The sequence below is a fragment of the Coprococcus intestinalis genome, from assembly GCF_023656595.1.
GTDB lineage: Bacteria > Bacillota > Clostridia > Lachnospirales > Lachnospiraceae > Coprococcus_A > Coprococcus_A intestinihominis.
Window position 1 is genome coordinate 1 of the sequence record NZ_JAMOKJ010000021.1, and the last position, 22319, is coordinate 22319.

The 22319-nt window shown below is 37.9% G+C and carries 26 protein-coding genes and 4 pseudogenes; 27 read left to right on the forward strand and 3 right to left on the reverse strand.

Annotation, left to right across the window (positions count from 1 at the left end):
• Positions 1–216: 216 nt before the first annotated feature.
• Positions 217–2319 (reverse strand): caspase family protein, encoded by a 2103-nt coding sequence (locus NBH03_RS13540; RefSeq protein WP_250799882.1) that lies wholly within the window; start codon positions 2317–2319, stop codon positions 217–219.
• Between the two features lie 28 nt (positions 2320–2347).
• On the reverse strand, positions 2348–2956 hold the full coding sequence (locus NBH03_RS13545) for a helix-turn-helix domain-containing protein (protein WP_250799883.1): 609 nt from the start codon (positions 2954–2956) through the stop codon (positions 2348–2350).
• A 153-nt stretch (positions 2957–3109) separates the two neighbouring features.
• On the opposite strand from NBH03_RS13545, the gene NBH03_RS13550 reads away from it, so the two are divergent.
• Both NBH03_RS13550 and NBH03_RS13555 read left to right on the forward strand, forming a co-directional pair.
• Entirely contained in the window at positions 3110–3298 is a 189-nt protein-coding gene (locus NBH03_RS13550; protein WP_250799884.1) for an HTH domain-containing protein, read from the forward strand.
• 17 nt (positions 3299–3315) lie between these two features.
• Positions 3316–4041: pseudogene (locus tag NBH03_RS13555) on the forward strand (tyrosine-type recombinase/integrase); the annotation flags it as partial.
• On the opposite strand, the pseudogene NBH03_RS16135 reads toward NBH03_RS13555, so the two are convergent.
• A pseudogene (locus tag NBH03_RS16135) lies at positions 4040–4168 on the reverse strand (helix-turn-helix domain-containing protein); the annotation flags it as partial. The pseudogenes NBH03_RS13555 and NBH03_RS16135 overlap by 2 nt on opposite strands.
• 18 nt (positions 4169–4186) lie before the next feature.
• Between NBH03_RS16135 and NBH03_RS13565 the strand changes: the two are divergent.
• The 25 genes and pseudogenes from NBH03_RS13565 (at position 4187) to NBH03_RS13680 (ending at position 22256) form a co-directional block, all read left to right on the forward strand.
• Positions 4187–4333, forward strand: a complete 147-nt coding sequence (locus tag NBH03_RS13565) for a hypothetical protein (RefSeq protein ID WP_250799885.1) — start codon at positions 4187–4189, stop codon at positions 4331–4333.
• A 12-nt stretch (positions 4334–4345) separates the two neighbouring features.
• Entirely contained in the window at positions 4346–4750 is a 405-nt protein-coding gene (locus NBH03_RS13570) for a hypothetical protein (protein ID WP_250799886.1), read from the forward strand.
• 127 nt (positions 4751–4877) lie between these two features.
• Positions 4878–5252: pseudogene (locus NBH03_RS13575) on the forward strand (TnpV protein).
• A 404-nt stretch (positions 5253–5656) separates the two neighbouring features.
• Positions 5657–6040: a hypothetical protein gene (locus tag NBH03_RS13580; RefSeq protein WP_331476149.1), complete on the forward strand. Its 384-nt coding sequence runs from the start codon at positions 5657–5659 to the stop codon at positions 6038–6040.
• A gap of 162 nt (positions 6041–6202) precedes the next feature.
• Positions 6203–7258: a helix-turn-helix domain-containing protein gene (locus tag NBH03_RS13585; protein WP_250799887.1), complete on the forward strand. Its 1056-nt coding sequence runs from the start codon at positions 6203–6205 to the stop codon at positions 7256–7258.
• A 127-nt stretch (positions 7259–7385) separates the two neighbouring features.
• Entirely contained in the window at positions 7386–7634 is a 249-nt protein-coding gene (locus NBH03_RS13590) for a type II toxin-antitoxin system prevent-host-death family antitoxin (RefSeq protein ID WP_005333597.1), read from the forward strand.
• 1 nt (position 7635) lies between these two features.
• Positions 7636–7935: a type II toxin-antitoxin system RelE/ParE family toxin gene (locus tag NBH03_RS13595; protein WP_250799888.1), complete on the forward strand. Its 300-nt coding sequence runs from the start codon at positions 7636–7638 to the stop codon at positions 7933–7935.
• A 43-nt stretch (positions 7936–7978) separates the two neighbouring features.
• Positions 7979–8200 (forward strand): hypothetical protein, encoded by a 222-nt coding sequence (locus tag NBH03_RS13600; RefSeq protein WP_250799889.1) that lies wholly within the window; start codon positions 7979–7981, stop codon positions 8198–8200.
• A complete protein-coding gene (locus NBH03_RS13605) occupies positions 8193–8996 on the forward strand; it encodes an LPO_1073/Vpar_1526 family protein (protein ID WP_250799890.1) in 804 nt (267 codons plus the stop codon). The genes NBH03_RS13600 and NBH03_RS13605 overlap by 8 nt, the downstream gene beginning before the upstream one ends.
• 390 nt (positions 8997–9386) lie before the next feature.
• Positions 9387–10256 (forward strand): annotated as a pseudogene (locus tag NBH03_RS16140) (KilA-N domain-containing protein).
• Positions 10257–10791: 535 nt separating this feature from the next.
• Positions 10792–11475 carry a response regulator transcription factor gene (locus NBH03_RS13615; protein ID WP_250799891.1) on the forward strand — a complete coding sequence of 228 codons (684 nt, stop codon included), beginning with the start codon at positions 10792–10794 and terminating at the stop codon, positions 11473–11475.
• 51 nt (positions 11476–11526) lie between these two features.
• A complete protein-coding gene (locus NBH03_RS13620; RefSeq protein WP_250799892.1) occupies positions 11527–12480 on the forward strand; it encodes an ABC transporter ATP-binding protein in 954 nt (317 codons plus the stop codon).
• Complete coding sequence (locus tag NBH03_RS13625) at positions 12473–13318, forward strand: ABC transporter permease (protein WP_250799893.1); 846 nt, start codon at positions 12473–12475, stop codon at positions 13316–13318. Before NBH03_RS13620 ends, NBH03_RS13625 begins: the two co-directional genes overlap by 8 nt.
• 3 nt (positions 13319–13321) lie before the next feature.
• Positions 13322–14230: a sensor histidine kinase gene (locus NBH03_RS13630; protein WP_250799894.1), complete on the forward strand. Its 909-nt coding sequence runs from the start codon at positions 13322–13324 to the stop codon at positions 14228–14230.
• 656 nt (positions 14231–14886) lie between these two features.
• A complete protein-coding gene (locus NBH03_RS13635) occupies positions 14887–15114 on the forward strand; it encodes a hypothetical protein (protein WP_008705329.1) in 228 nt (75 codons plus the stop codon).
• 140 nt (positions 15115–15254) lie between these two features.
• Positions 15255–15554, forward strand: a complete 300-nt coding sequence (locus NBH03_RS13640; RefSeq protein WP_250799895.1) for a hypothetical protein — start codon at positions 15255–15257, stop codon at positions 15552–15554.
• The gene (locus NBH03_RS13645) at positions 15517–15906 is read left to right on the forward strand and encodes a hypothetical protein (protein ID WP_250799896.1); all 390 of its coding nucleotides are present in this window, start codon (positions 15517–15519) and stop codon (positions 15904–15906) included. Before NBH03_RS13640 ends, NBH03_RS13645 begins: the two co-directional genes overlap by 38 nt.
• Before the next feature lie 24 nt (positions 15907–15930).
• Positions 15931–16455, forward strand: a complete 525-nt coding sequence (locus NBH03_RS13650) for a flavodoxin family protein (RefSeq protein ID WP_250799897.1) — start codon at positions 15931–15933, stop codon at positions 16453–16455.
• A gap of 75 nt (positions 16456–16530) precedes the next feature.
• Positions 16531–16740 (forward strand): DUF6219 family protein, encoded by a 210-nt coding sequence (locus NBH03_RS13655; protein WP_009300563.1) that lies wholly within the window; start codon positions 16531–16533, stop codon positions 16738–16740.
• Positions 16741–17359: 619 nt separating this feature from the next.
• Entirely contained in the window at positions 17360–17482 is a 123-nt protein-coding gene (locus NBH03_RS15925; protein ID WP_284703468.1) for a single-stranded DNA-binding protein, read from the forward strand.
• Between the two features lie 118 nt (positions 17483–17600).
• Entirely contained in the window at positions 17601–19478 is a 1878-nt protein-coding gene (locus NBH03_RS13660) for a DUF4368 domain-containing protein (RefSeq protein WP_250799898.1), read from the forward strand.
• A gap of 4 nt (positions 19479–19482) precedes the next feature.
• A complete protein-coding gene (locus NBH03_RS13665; protein ID WP_005944774.1) occupies positions 19483–19860 on the forward strand; it encodes a TnpV protein in 378 nt (125 codons plus the stop codon).
• A 13-nt stretch (positions 19861–19873) separates the two neighbouring features.
• Positions 19874–20158 carry a DUF6809 family protein gene (locus NBH03_RS13670; RefSeq protein ID WP_005944778.1) on the forward strand — a complete coding sequence of 95 codons (285 nt, stop codon included), beginning with the start codon at positions 19874–19876 and terminating at the stop codon, positions 20156–20158.
• Positions 20159–20289: 131 nt separating this feature from the next.
• Entirely contained in the window at positions 20290–21822 is a 1533-nt protein-coding gene (locus NBH03_RS13675; RefSeq protein ID WP_015573038.1) for a hypothetical protein, read from the forward strand.
• Between the two features lie 266 nt (positions 21823–22088).
• Positions 22089–22256 carry a hypothetical protein gene (locus NBH03_RS13680; RefSeq protein WP_009259853.1) on the forward strand — a complete coding sequence of 56 codons (168 nt, stop codon included), beginning with the start codon at positions 22089–22091 and terminating at the stop codon, positions 22254–22256.
• Positions 22257–22319: the final 63 nt, after the last annotated feature.

Consider the following 22319-nt stretch of genomic DNA (forward strand, 5'->3'; position numbering starts at 1 on the left):
GCCGATAACAAAATGATAACATTAGCTCGTATAGGCAGGATAATATGGATATATCAAATAATCAAAAGAACGAGAAACATTACAGAGAATAATTCCTAAACAAAAAGCGTTAGTCTTTGTAGAGTTTGAATAAAAAAATGGAGCTCGGAAATCCAGCATTTATGCGGGTTTCCGGGCTCTTACTATGTCTGTTGAGTACAGTTTGAGTACAAATTATTAATTTGAGTTAATTATTTTTTTGTAAAATGAGTTAGCACAAACCTTGGTATTGTTTTTGTCTAAACTTGTTGAAAATTTTATGAATTCCTGTATTTTGGAATTACTATATTCAAATGAAATGAGATTAAAGTTTTTGACGATATCACACCACCGCTCTGTGCGCATATCCCCAGCAGAAATTTTTTGGAGAACTTCTTCATCATGAGGTAAACATTGTTCAATATAGTAAATCCAATCGTTTTGAGAGAGTTTTTGTAATATATTAGTTGCGGGTGTAACAGCTTCATAGGATTTTCCGTAAGCATTTCCTAAAAGAACCATTAATGTTGCACTAATACACTCTTTAATTGCAGGTCTTGGAATTTTTGTTCCCATTTTATTTAATTTGTTAACGGGACCAGGTTCATTATAAAAATTATTCATAGCATAATGTGTGCTTTTAATCTTTTTGGCTGCTTCAATAAAGCTCAATGAACGTAAGTTTTCTGGAACATAGTCGAAACCGCCAACAGACATTAAGGCTTTCGTATATGCTGAGATAAGTTTAGTATTTCCAGCATTCTTATGTTTGCTAAATGTTAATCCTAAAAAATATTTATCATCAGATGTAAGACCAGCCCAAAGTGTTTTTATTATTAGAATGAAATTTGATTCTACCGTTTCGAATTCAGCACCTTCTGTTGATGAAAGCAAATTAACCAAAGTTCGTATAGTTGTTTTTTTATAAAAATATGGACTGGTATTAAGAGATTCCAGTTTTGCAGGATTGTTGACAAGATTTTCAATTTTTAAACTTGTTCTGAAGTCAGTATACTCAATTTGAATATTTGAATCTTCATATCCTAAAATATATTGTATACAAGGTCTGATGACAGAATCACTTTCATTTTGTGGCATTTCTTCTGTAACATCACGCCCTAAATAATGTTGAACTATTTCATTAGCATGTGTTAATCGCATCTTTCCTGTAGAATTTATAAAACCTAATTCCATTGCCAAATTTATTACTTCAAAAGCAGGTAGATTGTGAATATAATCAAGATTATCAATTCCCACCATTTCACTAACAAACTGAGGTCCTAATGCTAAAACTCTATTGCGTAAAATGGTAATAGAACGATTCCAAATAGATTCAGAAGCCATTTCAAAGAAACCAGCATTATAATTTGTGGAGATTGCAGATAGTTCCCGTGTTTTTAACTGATAATTATAACTCAATATAACATCCAAATTTGCAACTTTTGGAAGTTCTATACCGGAGTTGCTTTGCCAGAGAGTTTGAGAAACTATATTTGCATTATTTACCGGAACAATCTCTAAATGTGTATTTTCCACAGTAATAACCTCCTCCTTTTCATGCGAAATAAGTGCATATTCATAAGAGTTTGAGTTCCTATTTGCGATAGACGGGTTCCCAACTATTGTACCAATTAAAGTAGGTGTTTGTTTTTTATAATTTTGTGAACACCAAATTTTCAGATTTTCACATATTTGTATTTTTAACTTGTCTAAGAGTATTGGTTGATCTGGCGGACTATTTTTTATAGCTTCAGCAAGATAATAAGTAAACACTCCTTGTTCCAAATTTGTATCAGGATAACTACATTCGTTTTCAGAACAAGAGGCTAATGTAACACAACTTTTATCTGATAGGGTTTCAATGAACAAATTACCTATATCACCTCTGGGCAAAATGCCAGAATGACAAGCATCTAAAATTATAAAACAGTTACATGTTTTATTTAACATTATTTCATTTAGCTTTTTTAATTCAAGAGCTGTGTTTGAAACGTTGTTTCTTTTAGTGTTTGGTAGTATTAAGAAACCTTCTGTTCCAATTTTCATGCCATGCCCTGCAAAATAAAACATAACTGTATCATCAGAAGATGCATTGTTTATAAGTTGTGATAGTTTTCCGTAAATTTGTTCGGGTGTATTATCATCATCGATATATGCCATATTCAATTCTAAGTTTGAATAATCATAATCACAGTAGTTCGTGAGTGTTTCTTGCATCAGAAAAGCATCACTGTGACAATAATAAATATCATCATATTGTTTATATTCTTCACAACTAAGAAGTAATCCATATCGTTTCATAATTTATCATCCTTGATGTTGGCGTGATTTAAAGTGGTTGTTGTGACTTCTGTAATTCCAACTCCACTTTTTCTTTCGTTTCTGTAATTTCATCAATAGCTGCTTGAGTAGCCTCGTTTGGATTTCCTCCAGCGGACTTCAAAGCACTATGGTAAATGAAATTCATTTTTTCCCACTTTAACAGGTCATTCAATACTTTGTAGCTTTTGATATTTAACAGAATATCCTGCAAGGATAATGTGTGTGCTTTCCATCTGGTGGTATATCCAAATTCCAGATAAGAGGAAAGGATAGGATTGAATTGAATAGATACTGTTTCTTCTTTCAATAGCTTATCCTCCCCACGTTCGCCACTGATCTGTAGGATGCCGGAATTACAAAGCACCATAAGCACGCCAATGAGGTCACCGACTGTTTTCAGACGGAGCCCGGCAGTGTCACTGCCGTTCAGTGCGTTGTAACTAACACCGAGAGCAGCTGCGATCTTCTCTAATTGAGGAGGTTGTGGCTGCATTTTGTTTGTTTCATATTTTCGGATGGAAACAGGATGGATACCAGTTAATTCAGCTAATTTATCCTGTGTGATACCGATTTGTTTTCTGCAATACTTAATTTTTTGGCCTATGGTCATTTTCATCACCTTTCCTGTATCGAGATGACTACATTATATCATGATTAAAAAATTTTTTCTATAAGCATTTTAAAACGCTTGACAATAGCGATATCGCTACATATAATGAAGATATAAAAAGTAGCGATAAGGCTACAATGAGAAAAGGAGGAAAGAAATATGGCAGAAGAAAACAAAATTTATATTACTGCAAGTGAACTCGCTGAGATGTTGGGCGTTTCTGTTGGACATGCTTATAAGATTATTCGAAAGCTGAATCAGGAACTGGCTGAACAGGGATTCCTGGTCATTGCAGGCAAAGTTCCCAGACGTTATTTAGAAAAACGCTGGTATGGCTATAGTACGTAAGAAAGGAGAGGTAAGACATGAAGGCTGAAAAGGATCCTAAAACAGGAAAATGGTTAATCCAGTATCGATTTACGGATTGGCAGGGAAAGCGCCGGAAATCAACAAAACGGGGATTTGCTACCAAAAGAGAAGCGGAGGAATGGCTGAGGACTTTTCTTGTCACACAAAAAGCCGATTTCGATATGAAATTTGAGGAGTTTCTGAAGATGTATTACGCAGACATGGAAACACGTCTGCGTGAGCATACCATGAGAACGAAAAAATATATTATCGATTTGAAAATTCTTCCGTACTTTGGGAAGAAACGTGTGAATGATATTACCGCTGCGGATATCAGACGATGGCAGAACGAACTGATTAAAAAAGGTTACTCGCCTACCTATCTGAAAACAATCAATAACCAACTGAGTGCAATATTTAATTATGCGGTCAAGTATTATGACCTGAAAGGCAATCCCTGTACAAAAGCCGGAAGTATCGGAAAAAGCAGGGCAGAGGAAATGAGTTTTTGGACGATAGACGAATTCAGACAGTTTGTAGATTGCATCATGGATAAGAGGCAGTCATATATGTCCTTTATGATACTGTACTGGACAGGGATGCGTTTGGGAGAACTGCTTGCTCTGACATCGGCAGATTTCAATTTTGAAAAGAAAACACTTCGGATAAACAAGTCATATCAGAGGCTGGAAGGTAAAAATGTAATTACAGACCCGAAAACACCAAAGAGTAACAGAACCATTCTAATGTAAATAAGGTATGCATAAGTCCTGCATAGCTGTCAATATCCGGGATAGCCAGTGCATGCGGAGAGACATCAAAAATATCAGCCAGTGCATTCAGATAGTTTTCTTTTGGACTGCGGGCACCTCAGCAGAGAACGAAGGATTGGCTTTACAAATCATAGAATCCAGAGAAGACGTACAGCTTTTGAAGGAAAGTAAAGAACAGGCGCTTAGAGATAAAAAAGCCGCAGAAAAGCGTGCAGAAACAGCAGAAAAACAATTAAAAAGCCTGGAAGAACGCAGGGAATAGTTACAGCCGATTATGGATAATGTGAGTAAGGAAATAAAAGAATATGGAACAGTTAAAATGTTGTTACCGGAAGCAGGCACGTTGGAACGGGCAGCAACCTACCGGGACAAAAAAATCAAACCGCTGTTTCTTCAGATAAAAAATAAGGTTGGGGCAATGGCTGCACAGTTTAAAGAACTTACAAAAGAGGTGGAAAATTGGAAGAGCAAATATCAAAAGCTGAAACAAAAATATAACGGTATTCAGAAGGAGTTGGATGATATGCGTAAAGAAAATCATAAATTATCAGAAGAAAAGAATATAATGCAAGGCGTTTCTGATAGGTATGATCGTGTTGTGTGTGTTCTGGGAATAGAGACGGTAGATGCGGCAGTACAGCAGGATATTTGCAACGAGAAAGCTCTGGAAGAAAAGTAGCGGATGGAACAAATGCCGAAGGGAAGTATTCATGAAAGATTAGCCTGGGGAATAAAAAAGAGTGAGATGGAGAATCAGCAGCGTAAGAAAAATAAATTAAAAAATAGAGAAATGGAGAGATAAAATCATGGAAAAACACATTTATGATGAAAAGAACGGATTAAGCTATATTCTGTGTGGAGATTATTATTTGCCGAATCTGGTATTGAATGAAGAAGAACCGACATATGGAAAATATGGAATGTTACGGAAACAGTTTTTGAAAGAACATAGACCAATACGGTATTAAAACTTGTTATTATCTGGCAAGTTGACAGCACATTTGAATCAGATTGACCAGGAAGCAACAGAGCAGGTAGAAGTGTTAATGAAACAGATGGCAGAAAAACAGGGCGTGAACGAAAACTTAAAGAGGCAGGATCAGATGAAATGGGTTGGTTTAATGAATGGCATCAAAGTCTGTGCAGAAGAAATTGTGTTGAAAGAGAGGGTATATATGTGAGTAGAAAGGGTGATCGAAAGGCTGCTTTTTACAAAGATGAAAATAAAAATTGCTGAAAAGGCATGAGTGTTGTAGTGTAAAACTCTTTTGACATTGTGTTTTCCGTTAAGTAAAATATCTTTGATAGACAGATAATGAAAAAATGATTATTCTTGGCTCAGATCAAGAGAACAAATTACTTGCGAAGGGAGGAAATTATATGGAGCTGAGTATACAGATAAAAAAATACCGAACAGAGCTTCATCTATCACAGGAGGAATTGGCAGAAAAGGTATATGTAACAAAGACAGACAATTTCTAATTGGGAAAACGAAAAGAGTTATCCTGATATTCATAGCTTGTTACTTCTTAGTTCATTGTTTAATGTATCTCTCGATCAATTAATTAAAGGAGATATAGAGAAAATGAAAGAAATTATTAGCGAGCAAGAAATTAAAAAGTTTAATTATTATGGTTCCATCTATACAGTTCATTTGGCCGTGTTGATTATATCGGCAGTACCTTTGTTTATGTGGCTCGGAAGGTATGCGTATATTCCGTTTGGGATTTTATTTATTATTACAAAGTACTGGGCGTTAAAGGTTGAAAAACTAAAAAAGAAAAATGATATACAAACCTATAAGGAAATTGTTGCATTTACGGAGGAAAAAAAATTGGATGAACTTCATAAGGCAGTTGAAGTGGGAAAACGTCCTTATCAAAATATATTAAAGGTTATTATCAGTGCGGGTGTTACAGCGATGATTTGCTTCTTAATTGGAGTACTGATGCACTTATTCTTGAATTAATTAAATTTAAGGATATTTTTATTTGTAGAACTATAAAATAGAGCATTTTTCTCGCAGATTTTAACCGGTAGTTAAGAAATCGAAGCCATAATTAAACGAAGGCTCAATTGTAAACACATATTAGAAATACTATAATGAGAATATAAACAGGAGGTAGGAACAATGCAAATTGGTGAGAAGATAAAAAACTATCGGAGAACTGCGGGATTAACACAAGAACAGGTGGCGGATTATTTGGACGTTTCTACTCCTGCGGTAAATAAATGGGAAAAAGGAAACACATATCCAGATATATCATTACTTCCGGCAATTGCTCGATTATTAAAAATTGATATGAATGAACTATTTTCATTTCGTGAAGAATTGACAGAAAAAGAGATTGGACAATTTGTGAATGAGCTTTCGGAAGTTTCATTGGATAGCTTTATAAAGGCTTTTGAGATGGGAAAAAATAAAATAAAGGAATATCCTCATTGTGATTCGTTGATTTATTCAATTGCTACTGTTCTAAATGCGGCGCTAACTTTATCCGATGTCGATGATGAGAAAAAGTTGGAATGCAATAATGTGATTGTTGAATGGCTGGAACGAACTGCTGAAAGTCCGAATGAAAAGGTAAGGATTTCCAGTATTTTTATGCTTGCGGCCAAATATATACAAATGGAAAAATATAAAGAAGCAAATATCTTTTTGGGTAAAATTCCAGATACTGTGATAGATGGCACAATTATGAAAACGAATGTATTAGCACACCAGGAAGGGACAGATATTGCAGCGTTCTTTTTAGAGGGAAAACTGATGCAGACAGTTACGAATATACAAAACTATCTGTATAAGTTGATAGAAATGGAAGAAGAAACCGGAAATCATTGTAAAGCAGAGGAGATTGCCGAAATCACAGAACATATGGTATCGTTATTTGGTCTGTGGGATTACGGTAAAGTAGTACCATATCTATTGATTGCCGTGTATCGAAAGGATGTAGAAAAATGTATTCAGTTGATAAAAGAAGTGCTGATGGAGTCACAGAAGCCATGGAAGATGGTGGAATCACCTTTATATTACAGATATGCGGATACAGTACAGGGAAAGTCTTCTTCAGGCGTTGGAAATAATTTTGTTCGTGCATTAGCTACAGAAATTGAAAATAAAGAAGAGTATGAATTTTTGAAAGAAAATAAAGAATTGGAGGCGATTTTTTCTCAATATTTAAAATAGATTGCGATAAAAATATATAGAAATGATAAAATAAAAGCTGTAAAAATCTACGTTGAATTTTACAGCTTTTTGTGTATAATAGAAGTAGCAGAAACAATTTGAAATCAAAGGAAGGAGCAGAAAGAATATGGCAAATATTTTACCAGTATCTGATTTGAGAAATTATAATGAAGTCCTGAAGAACTGTCATAAAGGAGAACCAGTATATCTGACTAAGAATGGCAGAGGACGTTTCGTTGTCATGGATATTGAAGATTATGAACGTGACCGGGCAGAGAAAAAGCTTCTGATGAAGCTGCAGGAAGCTGAAGAAGCAGTGAAAGACGGAGAAGGCTGGCTGGATTTGGATGAATTAAAAGCACTTGTGGGGGAATAAGATGTTAAAACTGCGGATCAATCCGATTGTTGCAAAGGATTTGAAAGATATCCGGGATTATATTGCCGAAGACAACGAGGAATATGCTGCGAAGACGATAAAAGAGATTTATGATAAATTTGAAAATCTTCAGATATTTCCTGGAATGGGGTCGGATCTCTCCAAACGGGTCAGCTTTCGGACAGATTATAAATATGCGATATGGGAAGATTATGTGATTATCTATAAGGTCGGTAACGAATATGTAGAGATTTATCGTGTAGTTAACCGATATCAGGATATTACAAGGATTTTTGAATAAGATTTTCCGTGCTTAAAAAGTTGGTGCAAGAGGACGCATAATTATGGATAAAATAATAAATTGGATTAGTGAAAATAAGGAATGGTTTTTTAGTGGTATAGGAGTAACTGCCGTAACATTGATACTTGCAGCAATAAAAAAAGTGTTTTGTAAGAAAAAGCAAGAAAAAAATCAAACAAGAATAGAGCAAGTTAATTATGGTACAAAAAGCACGCAAATAGGAATTCAAAATAACTATTATACGAAAGAGGAAAACGATGAGTGATGAGACAAAAGTAATACAGAAATCAGCACTGGGATCCGATACAACACAGATTGGGGAACAAAATAATTATTATGGTATGACAGCAGAAGAAGCGAGTAATTTAGCTATAAAATTGTTTATGGATAATTTTCCTAGACTGCAAGAAGAAGCCAAGAAGATTGCTAAAGAGCGAGCAGAAGAATTGTGTAAAAATATAGTAGATAAACTAAAAAAACAAGGGAAAACAAATTTCTCTGAATTTTCAGATCCTGATATTCAATATATTTTAAATAAGTCACATCAGGAATATGCACGATTTGGAACTCAAACATTACATGATTTGTTAAGTGATCTTATTGTTAACAGAATAAATTATGATAATGACTACTATATGAAAATCCTTTTAGATGAAGCTGTAGAAATTGTAAAATCACTATCAGAAGTTCATTTAAATTATCTTTCGCTAATATTTTTATGTAAAGAAACAAGGATGAATTCTATTAATTCTATTGATTTACTTAAAGAACATTGTGAATATATTTGCTCAAAAATGCCAATTACAAATGGGATAGAGAGCAGTGTCCCCTTTTTATATATGCTTAGATTATTAACTATTTCTTTAGGAAATGCAGACGAGGTGTATGCGAAAAGATACAATTTGGATATAGGCAAGGTTAAAGAAATACTACCATTAGCAATGAATAGTATTCCAGGGGATTATAGTTTAACCCCAGTAGGAATTATAATTGCAATTATAAATATACATAATAAAACAAATCTAAATTTAGACTTTAAAATGTGGATAAAATCTGTTTAAAGAAATATTGAAAAATTGTCTTAGGAAAATGATAACATATATTTGATAACAAAATGATAACACCGTTCAGTACAGCCTATGGATTTAGGACAGTAGGACACATATAAAACCAAACAGAACCATAATACCAATACTAAAAAGTATAGTGTCAAGATTTTATTTGCGAGTTTGAATAATTAAAATTCTATATGGGTTATTTTAGATGACAGGCAGTCTATGAGATTGCCTGTTGTTTTTCTATTAGGCTGTATTTTAAGGAAATAGACATTGAAATTCGTTATCAACGTAAAATTTTAACTGTGGATTTATTTATGAGATGGTGTGTGATATGCTTGTAGCACAAGTGTAGAGCATATTTGAAAAATAGAATGGGCGGGGTGAAGAGAAAATATGAAGAATATGAAAATAGATGCCAATGGAACAGAAATCAGAGTGATGGGCGATGTTGTTAATGAAGACGCTTACATTTCACTCACTGATATTGCAAAATATAAAAATCCAGACAATGCTTTTATCGTGGTAGCAAACTGGATGCGCAATCATTCTACGATTTCATTTTTGGGCTTGTGGGAACAAATTCACAATCCCAATTTTAAACCTATCGAATTCGATAGGTTTAAAGCAGAATCTGGTGATAATGCTTTTACGCTGACACCGCAGCAATGGATAAAAGCAACAGATGCAATCGGTATCGTATCAAAATCGGGACGGTATGGCGGCACTTATGCCCATACAGATATAGCTTTCGAGTTTGCTTCATGGATTTCACCGGAGTTTAAGCTTTATATTATCAAAGATTATCAGCGGTTAAAGAAAGATGAAGCAGATCGGTTAGTGATTGGATGGGATGTAAAGAGAGAACTTTCAAAAATAAACTATCGTATCCACACAGATGCAGTAAAAGAATTTTTGATAACGCCCACATTATCTCCGCAGTAAATGGCATATACATATGCTTCAGAAGCAGATATTTTAAATATGGCTTTGTTTGGAAAAACGGCAGCACAATGGAGAAGTGAAAAAGGAATAAAGGGGAAAACTCCTAATATCAGAGATTTTGCTTTAGCAGAAGAATTGGTTGTGCTTATCAATCTGGAAGATACAAATGCAGATTTGATAAGACAGGAAGTGTCTAAAATTGAAAGACTGAAAATATTAAGAGAAAAAGCGTACAGGCAATTAGAGCTTTTGAGAAAGAACCAGGATACGATTGCGGCATTAAAGAAAAATCTTATTGAAGATACAGAAACAAATGGTTGATTTCCTAAGCAAAACCGCTTATAATCTGAATCGGAATATATTGCTATTATCCACAGCTACGGAGCGGGTGTTATCAATACCGATAACAAATTGATAATATTAGCCTGTATAGGCAGGATAATATGGATAAATTAAATAATTGAAAGAAAAGCGAACATGGCAATAAATAATCTCTAAACAAAATTGATTAGTAATTGCCGAGTTTGAATAACGGATTAAAATGCCGAAATCCTGTATTTATGCGGGCTTCCGGCATTTGTTTTATCAAATGGCTCCAGTTTGGCTCTATTTGTGGGCGGGATAAGGGTTGCGAAAGCACTGATGGAGAAATAAAGGCATAATGGTAAGGAAAAAGTGATATATGCATCTTGGAAGCACAGCAATACTGAAAATTATAAGTTCAGCTGGAACAAAAAGTATGTTATGTACTGGAGAATTCCGGGGATCTGTGGGGAGTAATTGCGGGAAAAAAGGGAAAAGCGTATAATGCAAGAAAATAATGTTTTCACAGTGTAAAATAGAGGAGAGAACTATCATGCAGAAAATACTGATTGTAGAAGATGACACAAATATCAATAATCTGCTTCAGGAAGCATTATCCAAAGCAGGCTATTCCTGTGAGCAGGCGTTTTCCGGAACTGAGGCAAAGCTGCTTTTGAATATGCAGGAGCATAGCTATGCACTGGTGTTGCTGGATTTGATGTTGCCGGGAATTACAGGAGAAGTAGTTCTGGAGGAAATACGGAAAAAGGGAAATCTTCCGGTTATTGTTTTGACTGCGAAAGATAGCTTGGATGAAAAGGTAAAGGTTTTAACTAGTGGGGCTGATGATTATATAACGAAACCTTTTGAAATCAGAGAGGTACTGGCAAGAATTCAGGTACAGCTTCGTCATACAGAAGAAAAGGAAATAAAAGAATCTATCCTTTCGTTCAGAGAGATGGTATTGAACAAAGCTACTTTTCAGGTCAGCATTGGTGGAAAAATACTTCCTAAGATAACAAGACAGGAGTTTGCGATTTTAGAATTACTGCTCAGAAATCCGAAGCAGGTTTTCAGTAAAGAGGACATTTTTGAATATGCGTGGGACGAACCATATATGGGTGAAACAAAAACTCTGGATGTACATATAAGCAATATTCGTAAAAAGATAAAAACAGTTACATCTGAGGAATATATTGAAACAGTCTGGGGAATCGGTTATCGTCTTCATCTATAATCTTTACTCTTTTTTTACTATTTATTTGCGTTTGATTAGGATTATTCCTTTATGATAAATGCAGATAAGAAAAAGGAGATGAAAAACTTGAGCGAAATGTTATTGGAAACAAGAAATTTGACTAAGCAATATGGACACCATAAAGCTGTGGACAGTGTCAATATGCATATTAAAAAAGGTGCTATTTATGGTTTTATCGGTCGGAATGGAGCTGGGAAGACAACTTGTCTGAAGATGATCAGTGGACTTTCCAAGCCAACTTGTGGAGAAATCGAGATGTTCGGATACAAGGGAAAGGATTTGCAAAAAGTTCGATCACGGATAGGATGTCTGATTGAGGCACCGGGACTTTATGGAGATATGACTGCATATGAAAATCTGAATATCAAATGCAAGCTGTTTGGAATAAAGAAAAAAAGTTATATTGAAGAAATATTGAGAATTATCGGTCTGGAGAATGTGGGAAAGAAAAAAACAAAACATTTTTCACTTGGAATGAAACAGCGTTTGGGAATTGGTCTTGCTTTGGTTGGAGAACCAGATTTATTAGTTCTTGATGAGCCAATCAATGGATTGGATCCACAGGGTATTGCAGAGATCCGGGATACGATTCAGAGACTTCAGAAAGAGAAGAATATGACAATATGTATTTCCAGTCATATTCTGGAGGAATTATCTAAGATTGCTACAGATTATGGAATTATTCATAATGGAAGTCTCCTACAGGAAATTACAAGAGAAGAATTAATGAGGAGATGCAGTGAACGTATGGAGTTGACATTGGATCATCCGAAACTGGCGATTCCTGTGCTGGATTCTATGGGATTTACCAACTTTCAAGTAACAGATAAAGAACATATTCATATTTTTGAACGATTGAATGAAAGTGCAGCGTTGAATATGGAACTTGCAAAGTCAGGAATTCCGGTAAAAGGGATTTCCATAACCAGTGAAGAACTGGAAACTTATTTTCTGAATCTGACGGGAGGTGTGGATCATGCTTAATATAATAAAAATGGATTTATACCGGATGTTTAAAACCAAAAGTATGTATGTAATCTGGATCGTACTGGCAGCAATATTATTGATTACAACATCTTTATGCAAGACAGATTATGAGCTTTTGACTGAAAAGGATGCCATGAAACAGGAGCAGGTTACTGAACCTACTGTGGATAATATTAATGTGGGAATGATGGTAACGCTGCCTACGGAGCCGGGAGAAAAGGTTACGGTATTTGACATCTTCTTTGCAAACTCACAGGGGAAATTTTATGCACTGTTTCTGGTGATTTTTGCTGTTCTGTTTTCAACAGCGGATATCAGCAGCGGCTATATTAAAAATATTGGAGGTCAGGTTGGAAATAGGGGATCTTTGATTTTTTCCAGGTCAATTGCATTGTCTGTCTTTTCGGTACTGACAATGACCGGGGCATTCTTATTTCAGGCAGCGGCGAACTGTATTGTTTTCGGGGAATTGGAATGGGGAAATACAAAGGCGATTTTATCTTATTTTGTGGCGGAGCTGGCTCTTCATTATGCACTTGTGCTGATTTGTATGGCGATTGCAATTATTTTGAAAAATAATGTAATCAGCATGGTCATTGCTGTCTGTCTTACTATGAATGTAATGACCATTGTGTATGGAGTGGTCAACAGTGCTATTCAAAAAATAGGAATTCAGAATTTCCAGATTTATAAGTATACGATAACTGGAAAATTATCACTGCTTCCTATGAATCCAAGTGGAAATGAGTGCTTGGCAGCATTCGGTGTAGCAATGGTGTTCATTGTTATAATGATATCTGTTAGTAGCGTTGTTTTTCAAAAGAGGGATATTTAACGGATGTATATCGTAATTGGGATATTAGCAGGAATTATTATTTTACAATTTATTATTATGTGGAAATACCAGCGGCAGGTGAAAGACATCTGCCGCCAATTGGCGTTTTTGATGAAACATGACAGTAACATGTTGATTAACCATGAATTTGATATGGGAGGAATAAGAACGCTTTCAGACAGGTTGAATGAACTTCTGGAACTGCGGAGAAAAGAGAAGCAGCAGTATCAAGAGAAAGAAACTCTGATTGCGGATACTTATACAAATCTTTCTCATGATATTCGAACCCCATTGACATCTTTGGATGGATATTTCCAGCTTATGGAAGAATGTGAAAATGTGGAGGATCAGAAACGTTATCTAGGCATTATCCACGAAAGAATTCATAGTCTGAATGAAATGCTGGAAGAACTTTTTACATTTACAAAGTTAAAAAACGAATCTTATAATTTGGAATTGACGCCTTGCTGTATTAACCGGATAATGAAAGAAACTGTTTTTTCATACTATGATGACTGGGTAAGAATGGAAATTCAGCCTGATATTCAGATTACGGAAGAACAGTTGTATATACATGGAAACAGGCAAGGGCTTCGCCGTGTTATCCAAAATGTAATAAAAAATGGGCTGGATCATGGAGAAAAGAAGATTAGCATTGTGTTGGAACGTGATCAAAATCAGGCGGTGCTTAGAATCAGCAATCAGGTTACACATCCAGAACAGATTAATATAGATCAGGTATTTGAGCGATTTTATAAAGCAGATGTTGCCAGAAGTAAAACATCTACTGGATTGGGACTATCTATTACAAGGGAGTTGGTAAGTCGGATGAATGGAGAGATTGAAGCAAAGATAGAGAAAGAAGAGTTTATTGTTGAAATGAGATTTCCGATTGTAACCGATGCTAAATAGTATTTTGCGACGTAGAGGGATAATCAATAATTTTTATTTATCCTTTCAGAAGCATTAGTTCTTATGATAGGATACTATCTAAGGAAAGTACCCATGGGATGTTTGCTCATAGGGACTTGTTTTTATCGGTTGTTTGCAGGGGAAATGTATCCATATGCGAGAAATAGCTATTGGAAAAGGCGGTTGATGCGATTGCACGCTGATTGCACAACAGTTTGATTTTTGATGGTTTAATTGTTTCCTATATTGCTTTAAATTGCCCTAAAATAGGGGATTTTACGGCATATGATAGAGTCTCGAAATGGAGTTTGAAAAATATTTTTTTCTCTTGTTTATATTCCAGATTCACCTGCAAATTTCGTGAAATCAGTTATTCTCATAAAATAAAATTAGAGTAAATATGAAGAACAGTTTGTTTTGATTGAAGTGATTTTCGTCAAGGCAGACTGTTTTTTTGTTGCCTGCATTTAGAAAACAGATACCACAGAAAGGTTCTTTATTTTCGATGAGCTAAACTCCATGACACAGTAACTACACTGATGGAGAATTAAAAAACAAGAAAATTTGATAAATTTCGGAAAATGATGTCCGATTTTGCATTTGCCAGTACAGAGTATATGAAGAGATAAATATTCAAAACACAGGAGGTACTGATTATGCAGAACAAATTATTTTTAAAGGCGGCCGATATATGTGAACTTCTGGAAGTAAAACAGACATCGGCTTATGAGATTATCGGAAATCTGAACAAGGAACTGGAAGAACAGGGCTACCTGACGCTTAGGGGAAAAGTTCCGACAAAGTATTTTGTGAAGCGTTTCTACGGAGTAGAAGATACTTGTGAGATTCCACAGGAAGAGGGAAAGGAATGGTTTCATGCGTAAGAGAAAAATGTATTTATCAGTGGAAGACATTGCAGAACTCTTTGGATTATCAGTTTCGTTTGCTTACCGGGTGGTGGGGTAAGGATATTCCGGACGGGTAAGAACTTTGTGCCACTGGGCACAAAGTAGGAGGAAGAATTATGTTGAGATTTATGATAAAACTGCCATTTCGAATTATTGCAGCTCCTGTTTGGCTGGTACTTGCAGCGGTGAATATTGTGCTGGTGTTCCTGGTTGGATTATCTGCTGGATTCTGCTATCTGATAGCTGGAATCTCTGTTGTGACAGAAGTCTTGAGTATTGGGTTTGGAATCAGCACGGACTGGACAATGAAATCAGCGATTCTTACGACAGTAGTGTTTGTTCTACTCCAACATATCGGTATGGGTATATCTGCAGTCGATGAAGTCAAATATTCGAGAAATCATTCGTTATATTGATGATACAACACTTGAAAAATCAAATGACGAAAAGAAAGCTAAACAGGAATCTACGAGTACCATACCAGAGAAAGTGCAGGAATTTGTGAATCTGACAATTACAGAGCATATGGGGAAAGCATATTTAGAACGGAAGTTGAATCAGGATAAAGAGCCAGTAAGTGAGATTGATAAGAAATACCAGAAATTACTGGAAACGTTATCCCAAGAACAGGAAGAAGTGATTACGGAATACTGTAATGCAATTTTTAGCAGTGGAGCAGAAACAGAAGAATTTTTCTATCGACTGGGATTAAAAGATGGACTGAATCTGAAAAATACGGTAAAATCTGTATTAGAAATGATATCATGAAATCGGAAGTTGGAGGATACACGCATGAAAATTGTAATCATTAATGGAAGTGCCAGAAAAGGAAACACGCTGACAGCAATCAATGCATTTATAAAAGGAGCATCAGAAAAAAATGAAATTGAAATCATTGAACCTGACAAACTCAACATTGCACCATGCAAGGGGTGTGGTGTCTGTCAATGCTTTAAGGGATGCGTCGATAAGGATGATACAAATCCTACAATTGATAAAATTGCTGCCGCAGATATGATTCTTTTTGCTACACCAGTTTATTGGTGGGGAATGTCAGCACAATTGAAACTTATCATTGATAAGTGCTACTGCCGTGGATTGCAGTTAAAAAATAAAAAAGTTGGCACGATTGTTGTAGGCGGTTCTCCCGTAGACAGTATCCAGTATGAGCTGATTGATAAGCAGTTTGACTGTATGGCAAAATATCTTTCATGGGATATGCTTTTCAAAAAATCATATTACGCAACAGCCAGAGATGAACTTGAAAAAAACAAGGATTCCATGAACGAACTTGAGGGGATCGGAAAAAATTTATAAAGCACGTTTCAAATTCCTGTTTGCATATTTCATTAAAAGGCACATATTAAAATTAACACAAAAGGAGATGTTAGAATGAAAGCTCATGAATATTGGTCTGTCGGAGCATTGATAACGATGCTAGGAACTTTTTATAGCGGATATAAAGGTTCAAAATCAAGCCATAAATATTTTGCGGCAAGTTCTTTGCTTTGTATGATTATGGCTATTTATACAGGTCATAAGATGATATCTAAAAACAAGAAAACAAAGAAAGAACCAATATCATTAGGAAATGAAGAATAATACAACCAACCTTGTGCCCACTGGGCACGAAGTTGGCACAGTCACTACGGTGTCAGGAGAAATCCTGACATCTTTTTTTATGTCTTTTTACACCTCAAAAAAATAATTTATAAAAATTTCTAAAATTATGTCCGGTTTTGTCGCTCCCAATACAGAGTATATGGAAGGTAAATTGAAAATCCTCTGATTTCCAAAAATCACAAACGTAAAAGAGGTTCAGACAGTTCTTCCGATTGCACCTTGACAATTGAAGGCGCTGATACATCTTGAGAAACATGCTTACCGGAGTTAATCCGGCTCGTGCAGGCGAAGACTCCTACGGGAAGAGCGAAGCAATAATGATACCACCGAAAGGTACAGGACCTCTGATGAAACAGAGACTGTGGCTGTATTTTTACAGCCGGGTTATCTGAAATGATAACGATCAGATGTATATGTACAGACAAAGCCCAAATGCGAATACTTAGATTTTCTTATTTATATTACAGGAGAAATCCTGTAGCAAGTGGGGAATGGTTCGACTCCATTCCTCATTTTTTCGTGCAGAAAATGCACAGATTATTATCCTGTTTGAAATACCAGGGAAAGGTGTTGCAGGAAGAAAGGGAGGACAAAAAGAATGAATACGATTGTTTTAATGGGTAGACTTGCCAGAGATCCAGAAACTAAGCTGGCATCTACTCAAAAGGGACAAACCAAAGTATCTAGGTTTCCACTGGTAGTAAAAAGAAATTGCGGTTAGACAGTATAAAAAATACAAAATGGCGGCTGGTGTTGTATGCTCTAAAAGACTTCTTAATCAAGCGGTTGGGAAGTCTCTTAGAACACACAACCTAAAACCGAAGAAAGGAGCGCAAGTTATGAGAAAAAATGAGAAAATCACAGCTCTGTACGAACGACTGAGCCGTGATGACTTTGGCAAAGATGATGACCAACAGCGTGAGAGCAATTCCATATCCAATCAAAAGGCAATGTTGGAGGAGTTCGCCGCACGGCAGGGCTTTACAAACATTGTCCATTTCACGGACGATGGCATTAGTGGTACTTGCTTTGACCGTCCCGGATTTTTAGCAATGATGAAAGAAGTGGAAGCCGGGAATGTGGAGTATTTGTGCATCAAGGACATGAGCCGCATGGGTCGTGACTATCTGAAAGTCGGTCAGATTATGGAAATCCTGCGTCAGCGTGGCGTTCGCCTTATCGCCATCAATGACGGCGTGGACAGTGCCAGAGGGGACGATGATTTTACCCCTTTCCGCAACATTATGAACGAGTATTACGCCAGAGACACCAGCCGTAAAATCCGTTCCACTTTCCAGTCCAAAGGCAAGTCCGGCAAGCACCTCACAGGCACGGTCATTTACGGCTATCTCTGGAACGAAGCCAGAGACCAATGGTTGGTTGACCCCGAAGCCGCTGATGTGGTCAAGCGCATCTTTGCCATGACGATTGACGGCTACGGTCCGTATCAGATCGCCAGCAAACTGAAATCGGAAAAGGTGCTTATTCCGTCTGCTTACCTTGCCCAACACGGCGAGGGCGTGAACAAAAACAAGACTTTCAAAGATATGTACGGCTGGGGTTCTTCCACCATCTGCAACATTCTTGAAAAGCGTGAATATCTGGGACACACCATCAACTTCAAGACTCGAAAGCACTTCAAGGACAAGAAAAGCCATTATGTCCCGGAGGACGAATGGACGATTTTCGAGAATACCCATGAAGCTATCATTGACCAGCAGACCTTTGACCTTGTGCAGAAAATCCGTGGGAATGTCAGACGCTACCCGGACGGCTGGGGCGAAGCAGCTCCCCTCACAGGCTTGCTTTATTGTGCCGATTGCGGCGGCAAGATGTATGTCCACCGCACCAACAACGGCAAGCGCATTTCTCAATATACCTGTTCCCAATACAGCAAAGTCCCAGTTGGAAAGCTCTGCACGACACAGCACCGTATCAATGAAGATGTGGTACTGTCCCTTGTTTCCGAAATGCTCAAAGCTATTGCCGAGTATGCGAAGCATGACAGAGCCGAGTTTGTCCGAGTGGTGCAGGAAGCGCAGTCCAGCCAGCAGACGGCAGAGGTCAAGAAACAGCGGACACGCCTTGCCACCGCAAAGCAGAGAGTTTCCGAGCTGGAAGTCCTGCTCTGCAAAATCTATGAGGACAACATTTTAGGAAAGCTGTCTGACAGCAGATATGCCACTCTGGACGCTCAATATGAAAAGGAGCAGACCGAGCTTACCGCTGAAATCTCTGTTCTGGAAAAGGCTATCAAGAGCTACGAGAAGCACGAAAAGGACGCTGACCGTTTTATCGCTCTGATTGACAAGTATGAGAACTTCGACAAGCTGACGATTGCCATGCTCAATGAGTTTATTGAGAAAATCCTTGTGCATGAGCGTGACCGCAAGGGCAGTATTCAGACCACACAGGAGGTCGAGATTTACTTCAATTTCGTGGGTCGTTTCGTTCCCCCTGCGTTTGGCGAAGTGGAGCTTACCCCGGAGGAATTAGAGGAAATCCGCAAGCGTGAGGAACGCAAGGACAGGCTCCACCAGAACTACTTGAAGCGGAAAGCCAATGGTAAACAGAAAGAGTATGAGGAGCGCACGAAAGCCAAGAAAAAAGCGGAGATTGAAGCCAGAAAACAGGCAATCCGCACCGAGGATATTGCCAGAGGGGTATTTATCCCGGTGAGCAGTTTGCCGCAGCTGGGACCGAGAAAGGGAGCGTGATTTTATGAAAGAGTTGAAACCGAGAATCCATGAGAACGGTATGGACTATGTGTTGGTGGGCGACTACTATGTGCCGGACTTGAAGCTGCCGGAGGAACGCCGACCTATTGGGCATTGGGGACGCTTGCACCAGTCCTATCTGAAATTGCACCGTCCCATGCTTTACAACGAGCTAATTTTGTCCGGCAGGCTCCACACCGTCGTTGCCGATCTGAACGAGCAGGCGGCAGACAGGCTGGACTTGATTATCCGGCAGATGATGAAAGCCGAGGGCGTGACCGAAGCCATGAAAGCGGAAAATCAGATGTTATGGGTGCAGTCAATGAACTCCATCCGCTGCCGGGCAGAGGAAATCATCAAGACGGAACTAATCTACTGTTGAGAGAGGTAAAGCTATGATTTTGGAAGCCATGTATAATGGGGAGTTTTATCCCTGCGAGACAGTTGTACCTACATCACCGGAATACCGAAAGGCAGTCATAGCCTGTGAAAAGCTCATGGAGCAGTTGTCCCAGCGGCTCAGCAAAGAGGACTATGAGCTGGTGCAGGAACTCCGGGCGCAGACAGCAATCGCCCAATGTGAAGAAAGTGAAAGTCACTTCAAGTATGGCTTTTCCGCTGGGCTGATGTTCAGCAGGAAGCCCATGAACAAGTGCAGCAGAAGAAAGAAAAATAGATGAAGAAAGCCGCCTGAGCAGAAAGAAACTGTTCGGGCGGTTTCAGCATTCGCCAGTAGATTTATTCACACTCTTGTGATAAAATTTACTACAATAAAGAGCGTGATAGCACTAATTTTATGGGGGGATGCTTAATGAATAGAATTTTGAAAAAATTTTTACAGCGGGGTGTCGATTTAAGTCCTGTGGGAGTTGAACTCCGTGAGGATAATACAAATTATTTTTGTACCCCAAAAGGGGCATCGGTTTTTGGATGGGCAGGGATAGATGGTATCCACTTCTGTTTCATTCGTGGATTTGGAGAGATGGTTTTCTCTGTCAGCCCCATGAATACTTCTCCTGATTATGTTCATCCAGTAGCTGAAAATTTTACCGACTTTCTGCGGCTTATACTGGCTTGTGGTGATGTGGCGGCAGTGGAACAAGCGTGGATGTGGAACGAAGCACAGTTTGAAGCCTTTCTCAATGAAAACCCTACAACCCAGGAACAACAGCAAACTTTATCGGAAATTTCAGAGAAGATGAATTTGTTGCCTATGGAACAACCGTGGACATATATCAAAAACCTGCAATCTTCCTTTGATTACAGTCAGATTAAATACACAGAAGATTATTACGATAATGATATGACTTCAGAGGCAGAATTGGTTGCCCCTGAATGGAAGGTCTACTTTGATGGAGATTTCTGGGGACATCGAGGTAAAGACCGTGCCGGAAAAGAGATCAAGCTGGATAAACAATTCGATTGGGCTGGATATCATTGGGTAATTCCGGCAGCTTATTCATGTAGCAAAGGACTTGTCGTTGATTTTTGTATGCGAGTTGATTCAGAAAGCATCCGTGACTTCATGAAAAAATGGAATCTGGACTGGGAAAATGACTCATGTGAAAATTTTACCCGTGAGCAACAGATGCAGATGGAATGGGAAAACCCACTTTGTTTTAACTTCAAACCTTGCTTGAAGTTAAACGAGAAAATATTACAGACAACCCATGGCTGCGCTGTGAGCTTTAATCCTTGTCTGCCAGATGGCGTCATCAATGAGTTGGAAGCAAAATGGGCAATCGACCATTATGGGCTGGATAGTACTTATGGCTGGGTCATATGCAGAGACGTATTTCCTTGGGGAACCAAGCATCACCCTGAAATCAATAAACTTTTTCTTACAATGGAGCAGCAACCAGGACAAGTTCCAGGCTCACATTTCAAAGTTCACGCACCCGGAGATTCATTTATGTTTTCCCATCCTGTTAGCGGAATAACCCATACACTGACCGTGCAGGAAATAGAACAGCAGACAGTTCCTCAAAATAGTTTTGGTTCTGATCGCTGGATTTATCCGACACATTATATTGCCATGAGTTATACACTTACCCCTGAACCGATGGAGAACATTTCGGTTTTTGACTGTGATGAAGGCGATAGACCGATAGAAGTTACACCAGACGATCATTCGTTCCGTCCAGTTGGCAGTAGTTCCTGTTTTGTTGTTGGTGTTATTGGTGGTGCAGATGGTCCGACAGCAGTTATATATGGAACAAATTCACAAGAAAAACTTCATGCTGCTTGTTCTGCTCTGCACTTTGAACCGGTTGGTGATGATGTCGAGTGGCGTATCGTGTTCAATGTTACGCAGTTTGACAAAGAAACATTCCCAATTATCTAAAAATACCCTTAGAACTCTAAGGGCGCACTTCTATACTCTCTATCGAGAGTAGTGCGTCCTGCGGAGCTTCATTCTCTGTCAGCAGAAGAAAACTGCTTGCCTGCGAATGTTGCGTCACTTCGTTCCGTCAAGGTGGCTACACCCCCTTGCACCGCTAAAGCGGCTATCCCCTGTGGACTTGCCGTCCGCAAACGGTTTTGACAAACCGTTCGCCGCCAGCAAGTTTGAAAATAGTAAACGATAATTTAACAAAGGAGCGTGAGCGTATGAAAAAGATTATGTTTGGAAACAGTTTAATGCTATTGGGTATTGCTATAATGATACTTGCAGGATTAAAGGTGATATATGTAGGAACACTGTGGGTGTCGTTTCTTTTAATTATCGTGGGTTTTGTTATGGCTACGATTGGTTTTTTCGGTAAGGATAGCAAATAAATTATCTAACTGAATACAACAACCGAATACCGAAAAATAGACCGTTGACTGGTCGCAATGTGC

Excerpts from the sequence above, each read along its gene's own strand:
- NBH03_RS13540 (WP_250799882.1), bottom strand. The coding sequence starts at position 2,319 with ATGAAACGATATGGATTACTTCTTAGTTGTGAAGAATATAAACAATAT.
- NBH03_RS13545 (WP_250799883.1), bottom strand. The coding sequence starts at position 2,956 with ATGAAAATGACCATAGGCCAAAAAATTAAGTATTGCAGAAAACAAATC.
- NBH03_RS13550 (WP_250799884.1), top strand. The coding sequence starts at position 3,110 with ATGGCAGAAGAAAACAAAATTTATATTACTGCAAGTGAACTCGCTGAG.
- NBH03_RS13570 (WP_250799886.1), top strand. The coding sequence starts at position 4,346 with ATGGATAATGTGAGTAAGGAAATAAAAGAATATGGAACAGTTAAAATG.
- NBH03_RS13580 (WP_331476149.1), top strand. The coding sequence starts at position 5,657 with ATGAAAGAAATTATTAGCGAGCAAGAAATTAAAAAGTTTAATTATTAT.
- NBH03_RS13585 (WP_250799887.1), top strand. The coding sequence starts at position 6,203 with ATGCAAATTGGTGAGAAGATAAAAAACTATCGGAGAACTGCGGGATTA.
- NBH03_RS13590 (WP_005333597.1), top strand. The coding sequence starts at position 7,386 with ATGGCAAATATTTTACCAGTATCTGATTTGAGAAATTATAATGAAGTC.
- NBH03_RS13595 (WP_250799888.1), top strand. The coding sequence starts at position 7,636 with ATGTTAAAACTGCGGATCAATCCGATTGTTGCAAAGGATTTGAAAGAT.
- NBH03_RS13600 (WP_250799889.1), top strand. The coding sequence starts at position 7,979 with ATGGATAAAATAATAAATTGGATTAGTGAAAATAAGGAATGGTTTTTT.
- NBH03_RS13605 (WP_250799890.1), top strand. The coding sequence starts at position 8,193 with ATGAGTGATGAGACAAAAGTAATACAGAAATCAGCACTGGGATCCGAT.
- NBH03_RS13615 (WP_250799891.1), top strand. The coding sequence starts at position 10,792 with ATGCAGAAAATACTGATTGTAGAAGATGACACAAATATCAATAATCTG.
- NBH03_RS13620 (WP_250799892.1), top strand. The coding sequence starts at position 11,527 with ATGATAAATGCAGATAAGAAAAAGGAGATGAAAAACTTGAGCGAAATG.
- NBH03_RS13625 (WP_250799893.1), top strand. The coding sequence starts at position 12,473 with ATGCTTAATATAATAAAAATGGATTTATACCGGATGTTTAAAACCAAA.
- NBH03_RS13630 (WP_250799894.1), top strand. The coding sequence starts at position 13,322 with ATGTATATCGTAATTGGGATATTAGCAGGAATTATTATTTTACAATTT.
- NBH03_RS13635 (WP_008705329.1), top strand. The coding sequence starts at position 14,887 with ATGCAGAACAAATTATTTTTAAAGGCGGCCGATATATGTGAACTTCTG.
- NBH03_RS13640 (WP_250799895.1), top strand. The coding sequence starts at position 15,255 with ATGTTGAGATTTATGATAAAACTGCCATTTCGAATTATTGCAGCTCCT.
- NBH03_RS13645 (WP_250799896.1), top strand. The coding sequence starts at position 15,517 with ATGAAGTCAAATATTCGAGAAATCATTCGTTATATTGATGATACAACA.
- NBH03_RS13650 (WP_250799897.1), top strand. The coding sequence starts at position 15,931 with ATGAAAATTGTAATCATTAATGGAAGTGCCAGAAAAGGAAACACGCTG.
- NBH03_RS13655 (WP_009300563.1), top strand. The coding sequence starts at position 16,531 with ATGAAAGCTCATGAATATTGGTCTGTCGGAGCATTGATAACGATGCTA.
- NBH03_RS15925 (WP_284703468.1), top strand. The coding sequence starts at position 17,360 with ATGAATACGATTGTTTTAATGGGTAGACTTGCCAGAGATCCAGAAACT.
- NBH03_RS13660 (WP_250799898.1), top strand. The coding sequence starts at position 17,601 with ATGAGAAAAAATGAGAAAATCACAGCTCTGTACGAACGACTGAGCCGT.
- NBH03_RS13665 (WP_005944774.1), top strand. The coding sequence starts at position 19,483 with ATGAAAGAGTTGAAACCGAGAATCCATGAGAACGGTATGGACTATGTG.
- NBH03_RS13670 (WP_005944778.1), top strand. The coding sequence starts at position 19,874 with ATGATTTTGGAAGCCATGTATAATGGGGAGTTTTATCCCTGCGAGACA.
- NBH03_RS13675 (WP_015573038.1), top strand. The coding sequence starts at position 20,290 with ATGAATAGAATTTTGAAAAAATTTTTACAGCGGGGTGTCGATTTAAGT.
- NBH03_RS13680 (WP_009259853.1), top strand. The coding sequence starts at position 22,089 with ATGAAAAAGATTATGTTTGGAAACAGTTTAATGCTATTGGGTATTGCT.